The organism is Photobacterium phosphoreum (assembly GCF_002954725.1).
Classification (GTDB): Bacteria; Pseudomonadota; Gammaproteobacteria; order Enterobacterales; family Vibrionaceae; genus Photobacterium; species Photobacterium phosphoreum.
Map to the genome: position 1 here is coordinate 586167 of NZ_MSCQ01000001.1, position 18977 is coordinate 605143.

20 protein-coding genes, 1 riboswitch and 1 other annotated feature (1 of these 22 only partly in view) are annotated in these 18977 nt (G+C 40.8%); of the genes, 8 read left to right on the forward strand and 12 right to left on the reverse strand.

Translation table 11 applies throughout. The features are described 5' to 3' along the window. Window positions 1–107 precede the first annotated feature (107 nt). The 4 genes from BTO21_RS02545 (at window position 108) to rnd (ending at window position 4702) form a co-directional block, all read left to right on the forward strand. Window positions 108–683, forward strand: a complete 576-nt coding sequence (locus BTO21_RS02545; protein ID WP_045026770.1) for a Slp family lipoprotein — start codon at window positions 108–110, stop codon at window positions 681–683. After that, window positions 683–1561 carry an alpha/beta hydrolase gene (locus BTO21_RS02550; RefSeq protein ID WP_045026769.1) on the forward strand — a complete coding sequence of 293 codons (879 nt, stop codon included), beginning with the start codon at window positions 683–685 and terminating at the stop codon, window positions 1559–1561. Before BTO21_RS02545 ends, BTO21_RS02550 begins: the two co-directional genes overlap by 1 nt. Before the next feature lie 171 nt (window positions 1562–1732). Beyond that, window positions 1733–3424 (forward strand): long-chain-fatty-acid--CoA ligase FadD, encoded by a 1692-nt coding sequence (gene fadD / locus BTO21_RS02555; protein ID WP_045026767.1) that lies wholly within the window; start codon window positions 1733–1735, stop codon window positions 3422–3424. 153 nt (window positions 3425–3577) lie between these two features. Then, a complete protein-coding gene (rnd, locus tag BTO21_RS02560; RefSeq protein ID WP_045026764.1) occupies window positions 3578–4702 on the forward strand; it encodes a ribonuclease D in 1125 nt (374 codons plus the stop codon). 52 nt (window positions 4703–4754) lie between these two features. On the opposite strand, the gene minE is transcribed toward rnd, so the two are convergent. From minE to minC, 3 genes are read right to left on the reverse strand one after another with little or no spacing between them, the layout of a single operon-like run. Then, window positions 4755–5018 (reverse strand): cell division topological specificity factor MinE, encoded by a 264-nt coding sequence (gene minE, locus BTO21_RS02565; protein WP_045026762.1) that lies wholly within the window; start codon window positions 5016–5018, stop codon window positions 4755–4757. A 6-nt stretch (window positions 5019–5024) separates the two neighbouring features. Next, on the reverse strand, window positions 5025–5837 hold the full coding sequence (gene minD, locus BTO21_RS02570) for a septum site-determining protein MinD (protein WP_045026759.1): 813 nt from the start codon (window positions 5835–5837) through the stop codon (window positions 5025–5027). A 26-nt stretch (window positions 5838–5863) separates the two neighbouring features. Beyond that, the gene (minC, locus tag BTO21_RS02575) at window positions 5864–6565 is read right to left on the reverse strand and encodes a septum site-determining protein MinC (RefSeq protein ID WP_045026757.1); all 702 of its coding nucleotides are present in this window, start codon (window positions 6563–6565) and stop codon (window positions 5864–5866) included. A 222-nt stretch (window positions 6566–6787) separates the two neighbouring features. Between minC and BTO21_RS02580 the strand changes: the two genes are divergently transcribed. Together BTO21_RS02580 and BTO21_RS02585 are read left to right on the forward strand one after the other, a co-directional pair. Further along, window positions 6788–7060, forward strand: a complete 273-nt coding sequence (locus BTO21_RS02580; protein WP_045026753.1) for a YcgL domain-containing protein — start codon at window positions 6788–6790, stop codon at window positions 7058–7060. A 15-nt stretch (window positions 7061–7075) separates the two neighbouring features. Beyond that, window positions 7076–8047, forward strand: coding sequence for a lytic murein transglycosylase (locus BTO21_RS02585; RefSeq protein ID WP_045026752.1), 972 nt, complete (start codon window positions 7076–7078; stop codon window positions 8045–8047). A gap of 218 nt (window positions 8048–8265) precedes the next feature. On the opposite strand, the gene BTO21_RS02590 is transcribed toward BTO21_RS02585, so the two are convergent. Next, window positions 8266–8661: an H-NS family histone-like protein gene (locus BTO21_RS02590; protein ID WP_045026750.1), complete on the reverse strand. Its 396-nt coding sequence runs from the start codon at window positions 8659–8661 to the stop codon at window positions 8266–8268. 367 nt (window positions 8662–9028) lie between these two features. Continuing rightward, window positions 9029–9210, forward strand: a riboswitch (Lysine riboswitch). Window positions 9211–9318: 108 nt separating this feature from the next. Here BTO21_RS02590 and BTO21_RS02595 point away from each other — a divergent pair. Then, window positions 9319–10905 carry a Na+/H+ antiporter NhaC family protein gene (locus BTO21_RS02595; RefSeq protein ID WP_045026748.1) on the forward strand — a complete coding sequence of 529 codons (1587 nt, stop codon included), beginning with the start codon at window positions 9319–9321 and terminating at the stop codon, window positions 10903–10905. A 175-nt stretch (window positions 10906–11080) separates the two neighbouring features. Further along, a complete protein-coding gene (locus BTO21_RS02600; RefSeq protein ID WP_045026747.1) occupies window positions 11081–11659 on the forward strand; it encodes a thymidine kinase in 579 nt (192 codons plus the stop codon). An 83-nt stretch (window positions 11660–11742) separates the two neighbouring features. On the opposite strand, the gene hisIE is transcribed toward BTO21_RS02600, so the two are convergent. From hisIE to hisG, 8 genes are read right to left on the reverse strand one after another with little or no spacing between them, the layout of a single operon-like run. Beyond that, a complete protein-coding gene (gene hisIE / locus BTO21_RS02605) occupies window positions 11743–12363 on the reverse strand; it encodes a bifunctional phosphoribosyl-AMP cyclohydrolase/phosphoribosyl-ATP diphosphatase HisIE (protein ID WP_045026745.1) in 621 nt (206 codons plus the stop codon). After that, window positions 12360–13133: an imidazole glycerol phosphate synthase subunit HisF gene (gene hisF / locus BTO21_RS02610; RefSeq protein ID WP_045026744.1), complete on the reverse strand. Its 774-nt coding sequence runs from the start codon at window positions 13131–13133 to the stop codon at window positions 12360–12362. Before hisF ends, hisIE begins: the two co-directional genes overlap by 4 nt. Before the next feature lie 9 nt (window positions 13134–13142). Next, window positions 13143–13877, reverse strand: coding sequence for a 1-(5-phosphoribosyl)-5-[(5-phosphoribosylamino)methylideneamino]imidazole-4-carboxamide isomerase (hisA, locus tag BTO21_RS02615; protein ID WP_045026742.1), 735 nt, complete (start codon window positions 13875–13877; stop codon window positions 13143–13145). Between the two features lie 34 nt (window positions 13878–13911). Beyond that, window positions 13912–14568 carry an imidazole glycerol phosphate synthase subunit HisH gene (gene hisH, locus BTO21_RS02620; protein WP_045026741.1) on the reverse strand — a complete coding sequence of 219 codons (657 nt, stop codon included), beginning with the start codon at window positions 14566–14568 and terminating at the stop codon, window positions 13912–13914. Beyond that, window positions 14568–15638, reverse strand: a complete 1071-nt coding sequence (gene hisB, locus BTO21_RS02625; RefSeq protein WP_082056764.1) for a bifunctional histidinol-phosphatase/imidazoleglycerol-phosphate dehydratase HisB — start codon at window positions 15636–15638, stop codon at window positions 14568–14570. The genes hisH and hisB overlap by 1 nt, the downstream gene beginning before the upstream one ends. Before the next feature lie 18 nt (window positions 15639–15656). Next, the gene (gene hisC, locus BTO21_RS02630; RefSeq protein ID WP_065195068.1) at window positions 15657–16700 is read right to left on the reverse strand and encodes a histidinol-phosphate transaminase; all 1044 of its coding nucleotides are present in this window, start codon (window positions 16698–16700) and stop codon (window positions 15657–15659) included. A gap of 2 nt (window positions 16701–16702) precedes the next feature. After that, a complete protein-coding gene (hisD, locus tag BTO21_RS02635) occupies window positions 16703–18010 on the reverse strand; it encodes a histidinol dehydrogenase (RefSeq protein WP_045026739.1) in 1308 nt (435 codons plus the stop codon). Window positions 18011–18013: 3 nt separating this feature from the next. Further along, window positions 18014–18910 carry an ATP phosphoribosyltransferase gene (hisG, locus tag BTO21_RS02640; RefSeq protein WP_045026737.1) on the reverse strand — a complete coding sequence of 299 codons (897 nt, stop codon included), beginning with the start codon at window positions 18908–18910 and terminating at the stop codon, window positions 18014–18016. 58 nt (window positions 18911–18968) lie between these two features. Then, window positions 18969–18977 (reverse strand) — a sequence feature (His leader region); it runs 127 nt beyond the window's last position.

An 18977-nucleotide genomic window follows, 5' to 3' on the forward strand; every position in this document is an offset into this window, starting at 1 on the left:
GACATAATATTGAAGAAATAGACATCGTGCATAGGTTGATATAGTAATAAAGCAGTGAGATATGTTATTTTTTGTTGAGTTATTAAACAAATATGCGGAGGTTTTAGATGTTTGGTAAGCTATTTCTTGGGGTGATATTAGTGTTTATGGTAGGCTGCGCCAACTTACCTGCAACGTTGGTAACGAAATCGAAAGATCCCATTACTGATTTAACGGTGATTCTACAACACCCACAGGTGAACCAAAATAAAGAGGTCCGTCTTGGGGGAGTGATTGCTTCGATTCGTAATGAACAGCAGCAAACACGCATTGAAATGGTTGCGATGCCATTAACGGCAGATGGTCGTCCAATACTGAATGCACAATCTCAAGGACGGTTTATTGCGTATATTCATGGTTTTTTAGAGCCGCTTGAATATGTAAAAGGACGTCTACTGACGGTTGTGGGACAATTTTCTGGTGATGAACAAGGAAAGATAGGTAAATACCCTTATACTTTTCCTATTGTACTCGTCGCTGGTGAACAATTGTGGCACGTGCAGCAACAGATCCAATTAGATGATCCTTTATGGGGGCGTCAACCTTGTTATTCTTTTAATTGTGATCCGTGGGGCAGTGATTTTATGATGCCTAATTTTGGTATTAACGGGCGTATCGTTGAGAGAGTAGTACCATCATTGTGATGAGAGAAGTCACTTTTACATTAGCTGAGTATAATCTTGCTGCTTGTAGCAGCGTTGATATAACCACAGTAAGGCTGACCTCGAAACCAGTATTGCTATTACTGCATGGTTGGCAAGATAACGCCGCGACGTTTGCCTCGTTATGGGCATTGTTAACCAAAGATTATGATGTGATTGCACTTGATTGGCCAGGACATGGAAAATCAGATTATAAAAGTGCGGATAATTATTATCATTTTGTTGATTATATTGATGATTTGCATCAAGTTATCACCCAGCTAAAGTGTGAAAAAGTACATATTATTGGTCATTCTCTTGGGGCTATTGTTGCTGGCTGTTATGCCGCGGTATTTCCTGAATATGTCGATAAAATCATATTGATTGAAGGGTTATCACCATTAACAGAGCCGCCTCAAATGGCAGTAGAACGGCTACGGATGGGTATTGTTAGTCGTCAACGTTATCGCCAACAACAGCTACGTTTAAAACAGCGTTCGATGGCGACATTTGCAGAAGCATTAACGCTTCGCGCCGCTGTTAATCGGTTGCCCGCATCGTTATTGGAAGCTGTAGTAACAAGAGCAACGATTGAACGTGATGGACGTTGGTATTGGCGTCATGATCCTCGTCTTCGTTGTGATTCGTTATATCGTATGGCACAGCAACATGCACAAGCGTTGTTGAGTAGTATCCAAGCACCGGTATTATCCATTATTGGTGATCATGGTTATAGCTCTCTTCACAATAGCGATGGTCGTGGATGGAATATTAACGATTTTACGCAAGTGGTGGTGTTTGGGGGACATCATTGTCATTTACAAAGTTCGAAAGGTGTTTATCGCCATATTCGAACATTTATCCCCACTAAATTCGATTAATAATTGTGTTTTATGCTTGGCATCAAATTTTTAACGCTAGGTTATATTTCTCAAATTCTAATCAAAAATTAAATATGCTGTAATGAAATGTAAATATTCGCTTTGTTTATATCATTATAGTTTTACTAGTTTATAGACACGCACCGCAGTCTAATTATAAGGAGAGTGCACGTGGATAAGGTTTGGCTTAGCCGCTATCCGGACGATGTACCGGCAGAAATTAACCCTGATGAATATTCATCTTTGGTCGACATGTTTGAACAGTCTGTACGTAAATATGCAGATCAAACGGCATTTATCAACATGGGGCAGGTTATGACCTTCCGCAAGTTGGAAGAACGTAGCCGTGCATTTGCTGCATACTTACAAAATGAGCTTAAACTCCAAAAAGGTGATCGTGTTGCTATTATGATGCCAAACTTACTGCAATATCCGATTGCATTGTTTGGTATTTTGCGTGCAGGTTGCGTTGTAGTAAATGTTAATCCGCTTTATACACCGCGAGAATTAGAGCACCAACTTAACGATTCTGGCGCGAAAGCGATTGTTATTGTGTCTAACTTCGCACATACGCTAGAAGCTGTAGCTAAAAAAACCTGTGTTAAGCATGTTATTCTAACCAGTCTTGGCGATCAATTGTCTCGTCCGAAGGGAACATTAGTTAACTTCGTGGTGAAATACATTAAAAAAATGGTACCGTCATACCATCTGCCTCATGCGACATCAATGCGTATTGCCTTGCGCAAAGGACGTCGAATGCAATATGTTAAGCCGTTTATTACTGGCGATGACATGGCATTTTTGCAATATACTGGCGGTACAACAGGTGTTGCTAAAGGTGCAATTCTGACTCACCATAATATGGTCTCTAACGTCATGCAGGCAAAAGGGGCTTATGGTCCTGTGCTGACGGAAGGACGCGAATTAATCGTGACGGCACTGCCGCTATACCATGTATTTGCATTAACAGTAAACTGCTTACTATTAATGGAAATGGGCGGTCAAAACTTATTGATCACTAACCCTCGTGATATTCCAACGTTCATCAAAGAGTTACAACGCTATCCGTTTTCTGCCATTACTGGCGTAAATACCTTATTTAATGCGTTAGTAAATAACCAAGATTTCCATAAATTAGACTTTAGTAATCTTCACCTTTCTGTGGGTGGCGGGATGGCCGTTCAACGTGCTGTTGCTGAAAAATGGCAAAAAATCACCGGTAATTATTTACTTGAAGGTTATGGTTTAACCGAGTGTTCACCGTTAGTTGCTGCTTACCCGTATAACTTAACCTACTATAATGGTTCTATTGGCTTACCCGTACCATCAACTGAAGTACGTATGGTTGATGATGAAGGTAATGTCGTTGGTATTGATCAAGTGGGTGAGCTACAAGTTCGTGGGCCGCAGGTCATGAAAGGCTATTGGCAGCACCCAGAAGCGACCAAAGAAGTGTTAACCGATGATGGTTGGCTTTCTACGGGTGATATCGTCAAATTCGATGATGAAGGCTTCTTACACATTGTTGACCGTAAGAAAGACATGATTCTAGTGTCTGGATTTAACGTCTACCCTAATGAGATTGAAGATGTGGTAGCACTGCACGATAAAGTGCTTGAAGTTGCAGCCATTGGTCAAGCGCATGAAGTGTCAGGTGAAGTGGTTAAACTTTGCGTGGTTAAACGTGACGATAGCTTAACGCGTGAGGAATTGATTGCGCATTGTCGTCAGCATTTAACTGGCTATAAGATTCCTAAAATTATTGAATTTATGGATGAATTACCAAAGACTAACGTAGGTAAAATTTTGCGTCGTGTCTTACGTGAAGAGTCGGACAAGAAAAACCTACAAACACCGAAATAATATCTTTACTGACATAATATAATGTCGGTTTGATAAAATAGTAGCAACTGATTGTGCTAGCACGTATCTAATGCCGGCTTTTATGCCGGCATTTTACTATAAAATATTTAATAGACTCTAAAACGGGGTCGTTCTGTCATCAAAGGGTACATTGTGAATTTCGAGATTGTTACAACAACTGAGCAACTTCGCCTACGGTGTGAGTTAGCATGTCAGCATACTGCTGTTATGCTTGATACTGAATTTGTACGTACGCGAACGCTTTACCCTCGTTTAGGTCTGATTCAAATGTTTGATGGTGAATATTTATCACTTATCGATCCACTTGAAGTGGAAGATATGACACCTCTATGGGATTTATTACGAAATCAAGCCGTGATTAAAGTTTTGCATGCTTGTGGTGAAGATCTTGAAGTTTTTCAGCATCATGCAGGCTGTTTACCAGTGCCTATGCTTGATACCCAAATTATGGCTGCGTTTTTAGGCCATGGTATTTCAACAGGTTTCGGTGCATTAGTTAAAGAATATGTTGGTGTTGAACTTGATAAAGGTGAAGCGCGTACCAATTGGTTAGCTCGACCGTTAACCGATAAACAACTTGATTATGCGGCGGCGGATGTACATTACCTTAAACCCTTATATGAAACGCTATTAGCGAAAGTTGAGGCGGCAGGGTATATGGATGCGTTACAGCAAGAATGTAATACCATTATGTTACGTCGTACTAAAGTTCTAGATCCGAATAAAGCGTATCTTGATATTAAAAATGCTTGGCAGTTAAATCCAAAACAATTGGCTATATTACAGCAATTGGCAGCTTGGCGTGTACGTGAAGCAAGAAAGCGCGATATTGCACTTAACTTTATTGTTAAAGAGTTACATTTATGGAAACTGGCGCATTTAGAAATAAAGTCACGCTCAACGCTTGAAAAAGAAGGGTTTGAACCAATGGAAATTCAGCGCCATGGTAATCGTTTATTAAAAATGGTCCATGACTGCGATGCGATTAATTGTGCTAATTATCCACAAAAAATAGATCGTCTGGTTGATTTTCCTGGTTACAAGCAAATGGTGAAGCGTTTAAAAGATGTGGTGACTGACGTTGAAAAAACAACAGGATTAGCACCTGAGTTTTTAGCGTCTAAAAAGCAGATTCATCAATTGTTATCATGGGCGTGGAAACATCAACGCGCTGATGAAAAGCGTCCCGAAATGCTTAAAAATTGGCGTCAAAGTTTATTTGAAACACGAGTGTTATCAATACTTGATGAAAAATAAGTGCTAGGTTAGAAAAGAAAATCCCCGCTAAGTGTTACTTAACGGGGATTTTTTATTTTTCTTCGTCAGGTAACGTGACGTTAAGTTCTAGTACCGATAACTCATCACCGTTATGATCTAGATTTACTGAAACATGTTCAGGATTGATTTGAACATATTTACTAATAACCGCTAAAATATCGCGCTTCAATTGTGGTAAGTAGGCTGGGGATTTTTGTCCAGCACTACGTCTTTCAGCAACAATAATTTGTAACCGTTCTTTTGCTACATTTGCAGTTTTCGCTCTTTTAGGACGAAAAAACTCGAGCAGTGCCATAGTCAATTAGCCTCCAAATAGACGTTTTAGGAAGCCTTTCTTTTCTTCTTCTAAGAAACGGAAAGGACGTTCTTCACCAAGTAAACGTGCAACTGTGTCTTCATAGGCTAGGCCTGCATCGGAACCTTTATCAAAGATAACAGGTTCACCTTTGTTGGATGCATTCAATACTGCTTGGCTTTCAGGAATAACACCGAGTAGTGGAATGTGAAGGATTTCTTCGACATCTTGCACACTTAGCATTTCACCTTGATTAACGCGGGCAGGGTTGTAACGTGTAAGTAAAAGATGTTGTTTAACCGGCTCGCGGCCTTTTTCTGCACGACGAGACTTAGAATCTAGAATACCTAGAATACGGTCTGAGTCACGAACTGAAGAAACTTCTGGGTTCGTGGTTACAATTGCTTCATCGGCAAAATACAGCGCCATTAGGGCGCCGGTTTCAATACCTGCAGGTGAGTCACAGATAATAAAATCGAAACCCATTTTAGCAAGTTCTTTAAATACTTTTTCAACACCATTACGAGATAATGCATCTTTATCGCGTGTTTGTGATGCTGGTAATACAAATAAGTTATCAACGCGCTTGTCTTTAATTAACGCCTGACTTAGATTTGCTTCGCCATTAATAACATTAACAAAGTCATAAACGACACGGCGTTCACAACCCATAATGAGATCGAGGTTACGCAGGCCGATATCAAAATCGATGACTGCAGTTTTTTTACCGCTCAGTGCCAGACCAGATGCAAGAGCAGCACTTGATGTTGTTTTACCAACGCCGCCTTTACCTGAGGTAACAACGATAATTCGTGCCATTTACTCAATTCCTTTATTAAAACTTTTTATAAAGCCAGGTGTTCTATACTGAGATTATTGTCTTCAAGAGATATGACAACACCTTTGCCCCAAAACTCTTCCTGAATGTTATCACTCAGCCAGTAGTTCCCTGCAACAGAAATTAGTTCAGATTGTAAGTTTTGACAGAAAATTGTCGCACTCTTTTCACCACTTGCACCCGCAATAGCGCGTCCACGTAATGTGCCATAAATATGGATACAACCATCTGAAAGAATTTCTGCACCAGCACTAACATTACTGAGAATAACGAGATCACGATTACGAGCATAAATTTGTTGTCCGGAACGAACCGGGGTACGGATAATTAATGTTGGTTCTTTATCTGTACTTGCTGGGGTATCTAATGTTTCAGCTAAAAATTCAGATGGCTCATCTTTAACAGGTCTTGCCGCATTCATAATAGCAAAACCAGCGGCTTTTGCTTGTGTTTGCTGTGTTTTATTTTTGCAGCCACCGATACCAACAGGGATCATTCCAGCGTCAATAATGCCCGTTTTTAGTTGCTCAAAGTTAATCTCAGTATCAACTTGTGATATATCTATCACAACTGGCGCTGATGCGAAAAAATTGGGAGCGAGTTCAACTTTATCTTTTAGCTGATTAGTTACTTTACTAATGTCATTATCAACTAAATGAAGTGCAGAGAGCGTGAACGAGCTCCCTTTTAGTTCTGCTATCTTGGTCATAGGTATATTATGGCTAAGATTTTAAATTAACCATTTAGTTCATTATCACAAAGGTACTAGCATGGTATATTCACTCGTCGTTAGGGGCAAGCTATCCTTGCTCTGACGTTTGTTTTTCAGACAAACTTCTCACACTATTTACTTAAAACTGAGTCAATAGTGAATGATTGCTCGTAATAGTGTTCTGAAATGTATGGCGCATAAATGAAATAGGCTAATTATATGTTGTGTTCAATCTACAAAAGTTTAAAAAAAGACAATACTTATTTATACATTAATAAAAAAGATGATTTTGCGGATGTACCCACACAATTAATGTCTACATTTGGTAAACCTCAATTTGTGATGGTGATCAAACTTGAGGGAAGAACATTAGCACTGGCTGATGTGGAGAAAGTAAAAGAGGCATTACGTACTGTCGGCTTTTATTTACAAGTACCGCCACCAGTGACTAATTTATTGGAACAATATAAGGCTGATAAAGCCGCTAAATAATAAAATAAGGCTATTATGCATAAGCGTTTGATATCGATTTTTGTTGCCATGGGAATGGGATTGTCCTCTTCTGCGTTTGCCAGTGAAGAAGGATTCGATGCCTACGTAGATAAATTAAAAGTAGAAGCGCGTGGGAATGGTATTTCAGAGCCAATAATTAATGCTGCGTTTGATGGTATTAAATATACCGCTCGTGCTGTTAAAGCTGATAATAATCAACCTGAGAAGAAACTGTCATTAGAGCAATATATTACTCGTGCAGTGCCTGATTGGAAAGTAAAGCAAGCTAATCAGCTTTATCAACAAAATAAAGTTGAACTCGAACGTATAGGTAAACAATATGGTGTGCAACCACGGTTTATTGTCGCGTTATGGGGTGTTGAAAGTAATTTTGGTAAAATCCAAGGTAATTACCATGTCGTCGAAGCATTAACAACATTGGCTTATGATGGTCGCCGTGAAGCATTATTTCGTAAACAAGTAATGGCGGCATTAGAAATATTGCAAGACGGTCATATTACGATTGATGATATGAAAGGTTCTTGGGCGGGAGCCATGGGGCAGTGTCAATTTATGCCAACCTCTTACCTGACTTATGCTGTTGATGGTAATAATGATGGAAAGGCGGATATCTGGAATACCAAAGCGGATGTATTTGCTTCCGCCGCTAATTATTTAAAACTGTCTGGTTGGGATAGTGAATATACGTGGGGGCGTCCAGTTAAGTTATCAGAGCTATTGGCTGATACTTATGAAGGCACCGAAACGGAAAAAGGAAAAACATTAGCTGAATGGCAGCAATTAGGTGTGATGACGAATAGTCGCGGTACATTACCTGATGCTGATATTCAAGCATGGCTAATTCAGCCGGATGGTGGTGAAGGTAAGTCATATCTGATATATGAAAATTATCGAACATTACTTAAATGGAATCGTTCGCATTATTTTGCTTTAGCAGTAAGTGCATTAGCTGATCGTATTCAATAATTTAATTACGATTAGATTTATATACGAACTTAAACAGTAACTAAAAAGTCAGACAATAATGTCTGGCTTTTTTTGTGGCGGATTATATTAATGGGTAAATAGGAATATAAAATTATTCTTATTGGGGATATTTATAAGCAAAATAGTCGTCGTATTATTAAATGATAGATATAAAAAAAGCCTAAAATACTTTAGGCTTTTTTATTTATTCTTTTATATTAGATTTCAAACTCTTCAAGAGCTTTACCATCATCTAATGCTTTCTTTAGGGCACTAGGTGTACGACCTTGGCCTGTCCATGTTTTTTCATCGCCATTTTCATCAATGAATTGATATTTAGCTGGACGAGAAGCACGTTTTGTTTTTGGTGCTTTAGCTAAGCTTGCTAGTAATTCTTCTGGATCAATACCGTCAGCTAATAGCATTTCACGATATTGAGCGAGTTTTTCATTACGCTCAGTTTCTTTTGCTTGTTCTTCAGCTTCAGCTTCAGAACGTTCAGTAACGACAGTTGTTAGTTTATCCAACGCTTCTTCAAGTTGTTCTAGCGTATATTCACGAGAAAGTGCGCGTAGGCTTCGAAGATTTAAAAGCGCTTTCATTGCATCAGACATTTTATATTTCCTGTTATTTTTAATTAACTGTAAATAATAATAGCAGCGTTAAAACATTTTTTGCAATAGTAATACTTTTATACATTCTGTGTAAAACATTTTAATCATTTCTTTATTTAAAAGTATTTATATTCGACCATTTATAAAATCCATCTTCATTAATAGTATAAATACAAGCGAAATAGTTTTAGTTATTGTTACAGCGTATTATATGTTAAATGCTAATGAGTATTTAAATGTTATGCTACTTCATTGTTATCGAGCGGTTATGGATGCATATCGTCTGTTTATGGTGAGTTATGTTAATTTTTACCATTGATGGTGTTGCAAAATTATGTCACTTACGTAGAATGATTTATTCCTTAACGATAAGGGTAGAGGCGCATTGTTTATTAGTAATTAATACGAGGGTGATACCGATGACTATTAGTGAAAGGAGCCGATGCCGAAGTGAGAACAATAAATCAAATATTCTTACTGGGGTTACATTGAATAAGTGTAACACTGCCATAGTAGATAAACACATAACTATGGAGTGCTACTGTGGAGGCTGGGGAGGCTAACCTTCTTTCCTTATACTCAAACCAATATGCCATTATGGTTATATCAAGCAGTAGATCTTCTAACCAAAATTGGTTGTTGTAGAGATCATAAACTTTGATAGATTATTCCCATTCATTAATATCCATTATTCCGCCATTAGTTGCACTTGGCTTGGCGATCTTAACGCGTAGAGTATTATTGTCTTTAGGTACAGGTGTTGTACTCGGGGCATTATTTCTTAACGATTTTTCTTTTTTAAATACAGGAAGTTACCTTGCAGTATCCGTAAGAGGATTATTTATTTCTGATGGTGGTATCAATACGTGGAATATGAGTATTGTGCTATTTTTAATATTGCTAGGAATGACCACCGCATTATTAACGCTTTCCGGTGGAACCCATGCTTTTGCTGAATGGGCACAGACAAAAATTAAAACCAAACGTGGGGCGAAACTTCTGGCCGCTTTTTTAGGGGTCTTCATTTTTGTTGACGACTATTTTAATAGCCTCGCTGTTGGTTCTATTGCTCGTCCTGTGACTGACCGTTTTCAGGTTTCACGTTCAAAACTAGCCTATATTCTTGATTCTACTGCAGCACCAATGTGTGTATTAATGCCTGCATCAAGTTGGGGCGCATATATTATTACCCTGATTGGTGGCATATTAGTGACTCATGGCGTGACAGAATATACGCCATTAAGTGCTTTTATGACGTTAGCACCAATGAACTTTTATGCTATTTTTGCGCTAGCAATGGTATTTGTGGTGTCATGGTTTCAATGGGATATTGGACCGATGAAAAAGCATGAACTTGCCGCTAGTCATGGTCGTGGTACCGATGTCGGTGGTGATGTTGACGATCAAGCCAAAGATTTAACCGAAGAACTTGATATCAAAGAAAGTCAGCATGGTCGAGTTGGTGATTTAGTCTGGCCAATTGTTATCCTTATTATTGCAACGTTCTTTTTTATGATATTTACGGGTTATCAGGTGCTAGCAGCAGAAGGTAAGCCGTTTGCATTATTAGGTGCCTTTGAAAATACCAATGTCGGTCAGGCATTATGCTTAGGCGGTGCTTTCGGTTTAGTTGCGGCTATCATTCCCGTGTTGCGTCAACGTATCCCTTATTCTGATATCAGCCATACATTATGGATTGGCGCAAAATCGATGTTTGGTGCGATTCTAATTTTATTGTTTGCATGGAGTATCGGTAGTGTTATTGGTGATATGAAAACAGGCCAATATTTATCAACGCTTGTTCAAGGTAATATCAACCCAGCATTCTTGCCTATGATTCTATTTTTACTATCAGGCATTATGGCTTTTTCTACCGGCACCTCATGGGGGACATTTGGTATTATGTTACCCATCGCGGGTGATTTAGCAGGGGCGACTGAAATCAGCTTAATGTTACCGATGTTAGCCAGTGTGTTAGCCGGTTCAGTCTTTGGTGATCACTGTTCACCTATCTCTGATACTACAATTTTGTCATCGACGGGCGCACGTTGTCATCATATTGATCATGTCGCAACGCAATTACCTTATGCGTTGTCTGTTGCTGTTATTTCTGCAATGGGCTTTTTAGTGTTAGGTATGACGGATTCATTAGCGTTAGCATTTTTAGTTGCAACTACCGCGTTTATTTTAATGTGTTGCTTATTGGCTTGGCTATCACGTCAACCTAAGAAAGTTATTGCATAAAATTAACCGTTATTAAAATAACCCAATGGGTGTAATTTGAACCAGTTGATGCTGTCAGCTGGTTTTTTTTATAACAACAATAACAGTTGTTGATGTAGGTACTTTTCATTGGCGATAATTTTATGTAGCATCAGCGCGATTTTTCAAATGCAATCAATATTACTAGGAAAGCCTAATGGCCCAGATGTATTTCTATTACTCAGCAATGAACGCTGGGAAATCGACCACATTATTACAATCATCATTTAATTACCGTGAGCGCGGTATGACGCCAATTATTTTCACGGCTGCAATTGATGATCGTTTTGGTAAAGGTAAAGTGAGTTCTCGCATTGGTTTGCAGGAAGATGCCGAGTTGTTTAATTCTACCGATGATCTTTATCAGACATTAATTCAGATTTCAGCAGCGGGTAAAATTGATTGTGTATTAATTGATGAAAGCCAGTTTTTAACCAAAGATCAAGTTTATCAATTAACTGAAGTGGTCGATAAATTAGATATTCCAGTGTTATGTTATGGCCTCCGCACCGATTTTCTTGGGGAGCTATTTGAAGGCAGCCGTTATTTATTATCATGGGCTGATAAGTTAGTTGAGTTAAAAACAATTTGTCATTGTGGTCGTAAAGCAAATATGGTTATTCGCCAAGATGCAGAGGGCAATGCTATTGCTGGCGGCAACCAAGTTGAAATTGGTGGCAATGATCTTTATGTATCAGTATGTCGCGCTCATTATAAAGAAGCGTTAGGGCTGTAATACGCATTCATATGAATAAAAAAGGAAGCGATGCTTCCTTTTTTATGGGTGACGATAAATAATTACTTAATCTTTATTAATGGTTATTTTTGGTGACGCTGCTTAAGTTTATTAATAACATCTTCAAGGGCGAGATTCTGATCTTGCAATAGAACTAATAAGTGATAAATAAGATCGGCTGATTCACAAACTAATTCCGCTTTATCGCCCGACGTTGCCGCCAGCGCGACTTCAACCCCTTCTTCACCCACTTTCTGCGATATACGTTTGGTGCCACGGGCGTAGAGGCTGGCGGTGTAAGAGGAATCAGGATCCGCACCTTTACGATCAGCCAATACTTGCTCAAGTTGATGCAGGAATACCAACGCAGGTTGCGCGTTAGTATTGTCGTCGTTATCAAAACAGCTGGTGGTGTTTAAATGGCAAGTTGGGCCAATTGGATCGACTTGAATTAATAGCGTGTCTTGATCGCAATCGAGCTTAATACTTTTAAGCCGTAACACGTTGCCTGAGGTTTCGCCTTTGGTCCATAACCGATTTTTAGTGCGCGACCAAAAAGTCACTTGTTCTGTGGCTAAGGTTTTAGCGAGGGCTTCATCATTCATATAACCTAGCATTAAGACTTGGCCACTGTTGTTATCTTGGATAATAGCAGGGATCAATCCGGCTACTTTTTCCCAATCAATAGTCGTTGTTAAACTCATAGTCGAATCTCCAGCTGTTGTTGTTTAAGATAGTGCTTTAATTCACCAATATTAATAATTTGTTTATGGAACACCGAGGCAGCAAGCGCACCATCGGCATTCGCTAGTTGAAAGGCATCACGGAAGTGGAACATTTCACCTGCACCACCAGAGGCAATTAAAGGCACTTGGCATACATTACGGACTTTATTTAATTGGTCTAAATCATAACCGTTACGAACCCCATCTTGATTCATCATATTTAATACGATTTCACCCGCGCCAAGACGTTGAACTTCTTGTACCCAATCACAAGTTTGCCATTGGGTCGCTTGAGTACGGTGTTCATCACCTGTAAATTGATAAACCTGATATTGACCTGTTGTAGCATCAAAGTAAGAATCAATTCCGACCACGATACATTGCACCCCAAATTTATCGGCAAGCTCAGTAATTAAAGCGGGATTAGCCAGCGCAGGGGAGTTAATCGAGACTTTATCTGCACCAAATTGCAGAATACGACTCGCATCAGCCGCTGATTTAATGCCACCCGCGACACAAAATGGAATATCAATCACTTCAGCAACACGAGATACCCAGCTTTTATCAACCACTCGACCATCACTTGAGGCGGTAATATCATAAAATACCAGCTCGTCTGCACCTTCTTCCGCGTAACGCTTAGCCAGTGGGACGATATCACCAATGATTTCATGGTTACGAAACTGTACCCCTTTCACTACTTGACCATCACGGACATCTAAACAAGGAATAATACGTTTAGCTAACATGGGTTCTCCTTAGCTATTCCAGCAATTAAACGCTTGTTCAGCGGTAAACTTACCGTCTAATAATGCGCGACCAACAATGACTCCAGCCACGCCTGAACCTTTTAGTGCAGCAATATCGTCCAGTGAGCCAATGCCGCCCGATGATTGAAATTGAACTTGTGGGTATTGGCGGCATAAGTCGACATACAGTTCAACGTTTGAACCTGCAAGCGTGCCATCGCGTGAAATATCAGTACACAAGACGTGTTTTAATCCTACTTTTAGAAAGTCTTCAAGTAGTGTTTCAATCGTGACACCTGAGTCTTCTTGCCAACCAGAAACCGCAACGATACGTTTTCCATGATTATCAATGTTGATATCAAGGGCTAATACAATGTGTTCAGCGCCGTATTTTTCGATCCAACCTTTGACGATTTCAGGCTGTTTTACGGCGGTTGAGCCAATGACTACCCGTTGTGCACCAGCATGAAGTAAATCACTAACATCTTGTTCGCAGCGGACACCGCCACCAATTTGAACATTGGCAGGTGTACTCGCAAGTAATTGACTAATTAGGCTCAGTTGGCGTGCTTGAGTGTCTTTAGCCCCTGTTAAATCGACAAGGTGGAGCCAATGAGCACCTGCTTGGTGATAGAGAGCAAATTGTTCAGTAGGGTTGACGTTATATTCGGTGACCTGTCCGTAGTCGCCTTGGAATAAGCGCACTACTTGACCTTCAATTAAGTCTAATGCGGGAATAATCATCACACGTCCTTTTGTTATCGTTATTTTGTTATCGTTATAGTTCGAGGAAATTCTTTATCAATTGTGCGCCAGCTTTACTTGAACGCTCTGGGTGAAATTGAACCCCATAAAAATTGCCATTTTGTACTGCTGCGGTAAACGGCTGACCATATTCCGTGGTCGCAATGGTTGCTCCACCTTGGCTATCACGATGATCAAACACAGGCATGGCATAGCTATGAACGAAGTAAAAATAACTGCCTGCGGGAATATTGTTAAACAGCGGGTGGTTTACTTGTGGCGTAATGGTATTCCACCCCATATGCGGCAGTGGTAAACCCTCAGCTTGGATTTTCTCAACTGACGCATCACACAACGCTAAACAAGGAATAATGTCGTTGCCATTTTGACCGTGTTCTTGTGACTCTTTGCCAAGTAACTGCATCCCTAAACAAATCCCAAGCAGTGGTTTGGTAACTTGTTTTACCAGTGCGATAAGATCACGTTGTTCAAGATTGTGCATTGCTTCGCTAGCAGTACCCACGCCAGGTAAAAACAGCTTATCGGCGGCAAGTACAACTGCTGGATCTTTGCTGACTTCGACCTGATAGCTAAGGCGCTCAATAGCAAAGCGAACCGACGCTACATTGGCGCAACCGGTATCAATAATGACTACACGTTGATCAGTGTTTGCGATTGATGGTGCTGTCATTACAACACTCCTTTGCTGCTTGGAAGCTCGTTACCTTCAACTTTGATTGCTTGGCGCAATGTACGTCCAAAGGCTTTAAATAAGCTCTCAACAATGTGGTGATCATTATTGCCTGTTGACGATAAGTGCAGCGTACAAGCTAGGGTGTCGGTTAATGAACGAAAGAAGTGTGGCACCATTTCGGTAGAAAGATCACCGACACGATCGCGGCTAAATGTTGCATCAAATTTAAGGTAAGGACGACCTGATAAATCTAACGCGCATTGGGCTAAACATTCATCCATCGGTAAGCTAAACCCAAATCGACCAATACCGCGCTTATCGCCGAGTGCTTGACGTAATGCTTCGCCCAAGGCAAGTGCGGCATCTTCGACACTGTGGTGATCATCAATGTGTAAATCACCATCGACCGTTAATGTCATTTGGAAACCACCGTGAGTGGCAATTTGATCGAGCATATGATCAAAGAAACCAAGCCCTGTTGAGATAGTATTGCCGCCAGTTTGATCTAAATTCACTTTGACATGAATATTGGTTTCTTTGGTGGTGCGTACTACTTCCGCGATCCGTGGCTGGGTAGTGAGATCTGTCACGATCTGTTGCCAATTCATGGTTTGTGGATGATATTGAATGCCTCTGATCGCCATATTTTCGGCCAATTGAAGATCCGTTTGACGATCGCCAATCACTGCTGAGGTAGCAAAATCAACTCGACCTTGTTGTAAGTAGTCTTTGACTAACCCCAGCTTTGGCTTACGGCAACTGCATTGCTGGTGGTCAAAGTGGGGGCAGATCAATACGTCACTAAAGTGAATCCCTTGTGAGCTGAAAATATCCATCATCATCGTATGAGGGGCATCAAAATCAGCTTGAGGGTAACTGTTAGTACCGAGGCCGTCTTGGTTGGTGACCATCACTAGGGTATAACCGGCATTTTGAAGTGCAAGTAATGCCGGAATAACATTGGGTTCAAATTGTAGTTTGTCTAATCGATCAACTTGAAAGTCGACCGGCGGCTCAACAATTAAGGTGCCATCACGGTCGATAAATAGAATTTTCTCTTTGCTCACAATCAATGTCCTTATTAATTATTGTTGTAATTGGCCGCGAATAAACGCGAGGGTTTTTTCACATTCGTCGCGGTTACCAACACTGATACGAATGCAGTTCTCAACCGGTGAGCGGCGTAAAATAATGCCGTTATCCCATAGCGTGTTGAATAGCTTATCGGCATCGGTAAATTTGACTAATAAGTAGTTGGCATAACCATCAAATACGGTAACGCCTGCTAACATACCTAAACCCGCTTGTAGATAAGCACGATTTGCACACAGATCTAAAACTTGAAATTTAGTCCGCGCACGACCTGCAATTGAGAGTGCTTGAAGGGCAATTTCTGTTACCGGTACAGGTACAGGGTAAGGAGCAATAACCTTGAGTAGGATTTCAATAATATCGCTATTGGCTAAGGTAAAACCACAGCGTAGTCCTGCCAGCGCAAACGCTTTAGATAAGGTTCGCAAAATAACCAAATGTGGATATGTTGCTAATAAATCTTTCACGCTATCTTGGAGACTAAAATCAATATAAGCCTCATCAATAACCACGAGTGCTTTATCTGTTGTCATCTCTAGCAGGGCAACAATATCTTTGCGGACTAATAAATTACCGGTTGGATTATTAGGGCTACAAGCAAACACAACTTTCACGCTTTCAAGGTTATTGGCGATAGCGTTAAGATCAAGTTGCCATTCAGGCGTTAACGGCACAACTTTAGCGTTAACATCGTTGGTTTCTGCACTGATGGCATACATACCATAAGTGGGTGGGCAATAGAGAATGCTATCGCACTTAGGCTCACAGAAGGCTTTTATAATAAGCTCAATGCCCTCATCCGCCCCACGCGAGGTTAAGACTTGTTGTGGTTCAACCCCTGCATAGTCAGCATAAGCGTTAATAAGTTCTGGTGGTTGGCACTCACTGTAACGGTTTAAGCCCGCAAGATTAAGCGTGTACTCATTGGCAAACGGTGATTCATTCGCATTGAGCCAAATATCACCTTTACCGCCTAAACGACGCGCTGATTGGTAAGGGGTTAATTCACGTACGGTTTTACGGGCTAGTTGAGCGATGGTCATAATGTATTCTCTTGTTGTGCAATTAATTTATTAACCCGAATAGTGACAGCGTGTTTGTGGGCGTCAAGACCTTCTGCCTCTGCAATTGTGGTCACTGTTTTTGCAATACCGAGTAAACCGTCGGCGGATAATTCTTGTACTGTCATTCGTTTGCTGAAATCGGCTAAACCGAGGCTGGAATAAGTACGGGTATAACCATATGTCGGCAATACGTGATTAGTGCCTGATGCATAATCACCGACGGATTCTGGTGACCATTGACCTAAAAAAATAGAGCCTGCGTTATCAAGCAGTGACACTAATTCTCTTGGCTCACAGGTTTGGACAATTAAGTGCTCTGGACCATATTGATTAGAGATAGCAACACACTGTAGCAATGTTTCTGTCACAATTAATAAGCTTGATGCTAAGGCTTGTTGTGCAATATCAGCGCGTGTTAATTGGGTTAATTGACGTTCAATTGCAGCAGCAGTACGGTCAGCAATATCTTGGCTAGATGTCACCAATAGTACTTGTGAATCAGGTCCGTGTTCAGCTTGGCTTAATAAGTCAGCGGCAATAAATTCAGGATCGGCGCTGTCATCAGCAATCACTAACACTTCAGATGGGCCTGCGGGCATATCAATCGCAGCGCCTCTAAAATCATTACTGACTTGGCGTTTGGCTTCGGTAACAAACGCATTACCAGGGCCAAAAATCTTATCGACACGGGTAATGGTTTCAGTGCCATAGGCCATGGCAGCAATCGCTTGGGAACCACCGACATTGTAAATATTATTAATCCCACACAGTTTGGCGACATATAAAATTTCATCGGCAATTGGTGGCGGTGAACATAAAGCAATATGACGACAACCAGCAATTTGTGCTGGAACGCCTAACATTAGTACGGTAGAGGGCAATGGCGCACTACCGCCGGGAATATATAATCCTACAGAGTTAACAGGGCGGGTGATTTGTTCACAAACGACACCTGCTTGGGTTTCAACCCGTAACGTTGGTTGCTGTTGAGCAAGATGAAACGTACTAATATTACGGTGCGCTTGCTTTAAAGCGGCTTTCATATTCTCACTTAAACGCTCACAAGCAGCATCTACATCTGCCGTTGATACGTTAAGTGTTGCTGGGCGCTGACCATCAAATTTTTCAGTAAGTGTCATCAGAGCATGATCGCCTTGCTGGCGTACTTGCTCAATAATATCACTGACAATGGCGGTGATCTTTGCGCTATTAGTAACCGCTGGGCGAGCAAGCAGCTGCTGTTGCTGATCTTTAGTGAGAGATTGCCATACTACCGTCTTCATGCCTTACTCCATCATTTTTTCAATTGGCAGTACCAGAATAGAGCTGGCACCTAACTCTTTAAGTTGTTCCATGGTTTCCCAAAACAGATTCTCAGAGCTTACAAGGTGGATCGCAACGCGGCTTTTATCACCCGCTAGCGGTAAGACGGTTGGATCTTCCGCACCAGGCAATAATTGTTTAATTTGGTCAAGGCGATCTGTCGGCGCGTGTAGCATGATGTATTTAGATTCTTTGGCTTGAATAACACCTTGCATACGGGTGAGCAGGCGATCAATTAAGGCTTGTTTGTCATTACTGATAGCTGTCGTTGATTGAATCAGTACCGCTTTAGATCGCAAAATAACTTCGGCTTCTTTTAAGCCATTAGCTTCTAGGGTCGCACCAGTGGAAACCAAATCACAAATCGCATCAGCAAGGCCTGCACGCGGCGCGACTTCAACTGAACCGTTCAGCATACAGGTGGTAAATTTAACCCCGATATCATCCATGTAGCGCTTAACTAATTGCGGATAAGTGGTCGCAATACGTTTACCATTAAGATCTTGGGGACCGTTGTAATCAGCGTCTTTATCAATCGCAATGGATAGACGACAACCACCAAAATCAAGGCGACGGAGTTTGATGTAATCACAGGCTTCGTTGCGAGCCGCACGCTCAAGGCCAACTTCTTCAAGTTCATTTTCACCAATGACGCCCAAATCCACTACGCCATCCATGATCAAGCCGGGAATATCATCATCACGGACTAATAATAGGTCAATCGGCATATTTTCAGCGTGAACCACTAAACGTTCACCGACCATATTGAATTTAACCCCACAGCGTTTAAGTAGATCTTGGCACTCTTTGCTAAGACGGCCTTTTTTCTGAATTGCAATGCGTAGTCGTTGTGTTTGCATAGTTATATTCCTTGTCTAAATTCATTCATATAATCAAAATTTGAATTAAAAATTAGGTATAAAAAAA

Bases quoted from the DNA above. Each gene is read 5' to 3' on its own strand.
- minD (WP_045026759.1), bottom strand. From the start codon at position 5,837: ATGGCACGAATTATCGTTGTTACCTCAGGTAAAGGCGGCGTTGGTAAA.
- BTO21_RS02600 (WP_045026747.1), top strand. From the start codon at position 11,081: ATGGCCCAGATGTATTTCTATTACTCAGCAATGAACGCTGGGAAATCG.
- BTO21_RS02545 (WP_045026770.1), top strand. From the start codon at position 108: ATGTTTGGTAAGCTATTTCTTGGGGTGATATTAGTGTTTATGGTAGGC.
- hisF (WP_045026744.1), bottom strand. From the start codon at position 13,133: ATGTTAGCTAAACGTATTATTCCTTGTTTAGATGTCCGTGATGGTCAA.
- BTO21_RS02580 (WP_045026753.1), top strand. From the start codon at position 6,788: ATGTTGTGTTCAATCTACAAAAGTTTAAAAAAAGACAATACTTATTTA.
- hisD (WP_045026739.1), bottom strand. From the start codon at position 18,010: ATGAAGACGGTAGTATGGCAATCTCTCACTAAAGATCAGCAACAGCAG.
- BTO21_RS02590 (WP_045026750.1), bottom strand. From the start codon at position 8,661: ATGTCTGATGCAATGAAAGCGCTTTTAAATCTTCGAAGCCTACGCGCA.
- hisH (WP_045026741.1), bottom strand. From the start codon at position 14,568: ATGACAGCACCATCAATCGCAAACACTGATCAACGTGTAGTCATTATT.
- minE (WP_045026762.1), bottom strand. From the start codon at position 5,018: ATGGCACTGCTCGAGTTTTTTCGTCCTAAAAGAGCGAAAACTGCAAAT.
- hisA (WP_045026742.1), bottom strand. From the start codon at position 13,877: ATGATTATTCCCGCATTAGACTTAATTGAAGGTCAAGTAGTGCGCTTA.
- BTO21_RS02585 (WP_045026752.1), top strand. From the start codon at position 7,076: ATGCATAAGCGTTTGATATCGATTTTTGTTGCCATGGGAATGGGATTG.
- minC (WP_045026757.1), bottom strand. From the start codon at position 6,565: ATGACCAAGATAGCAGAACTAAAAGGGAGCTCGTTCACGCTCTCTGCA.
- hisIE (WP_045026745.1), bottom strand. From the start codon at position 12,363: ATGAGTTTAACAACGACTATTGATTGGGAAAAAGTAGCCGGATTGATC.
- hisG (WP_045026737.1), bottom strand. From the start codon at position 18,910: ATGCAAACACAACGACTACGCATTGCAATTCAGAAAAAAGGCCGTCTT.
- BTO21_RS02550 (WP_045026769.1), top strand. From the start codon at position 683: ATGAGAGAAGTCACTTTTACATTAGCTGAGTATAATCTTGCTGCTTGT.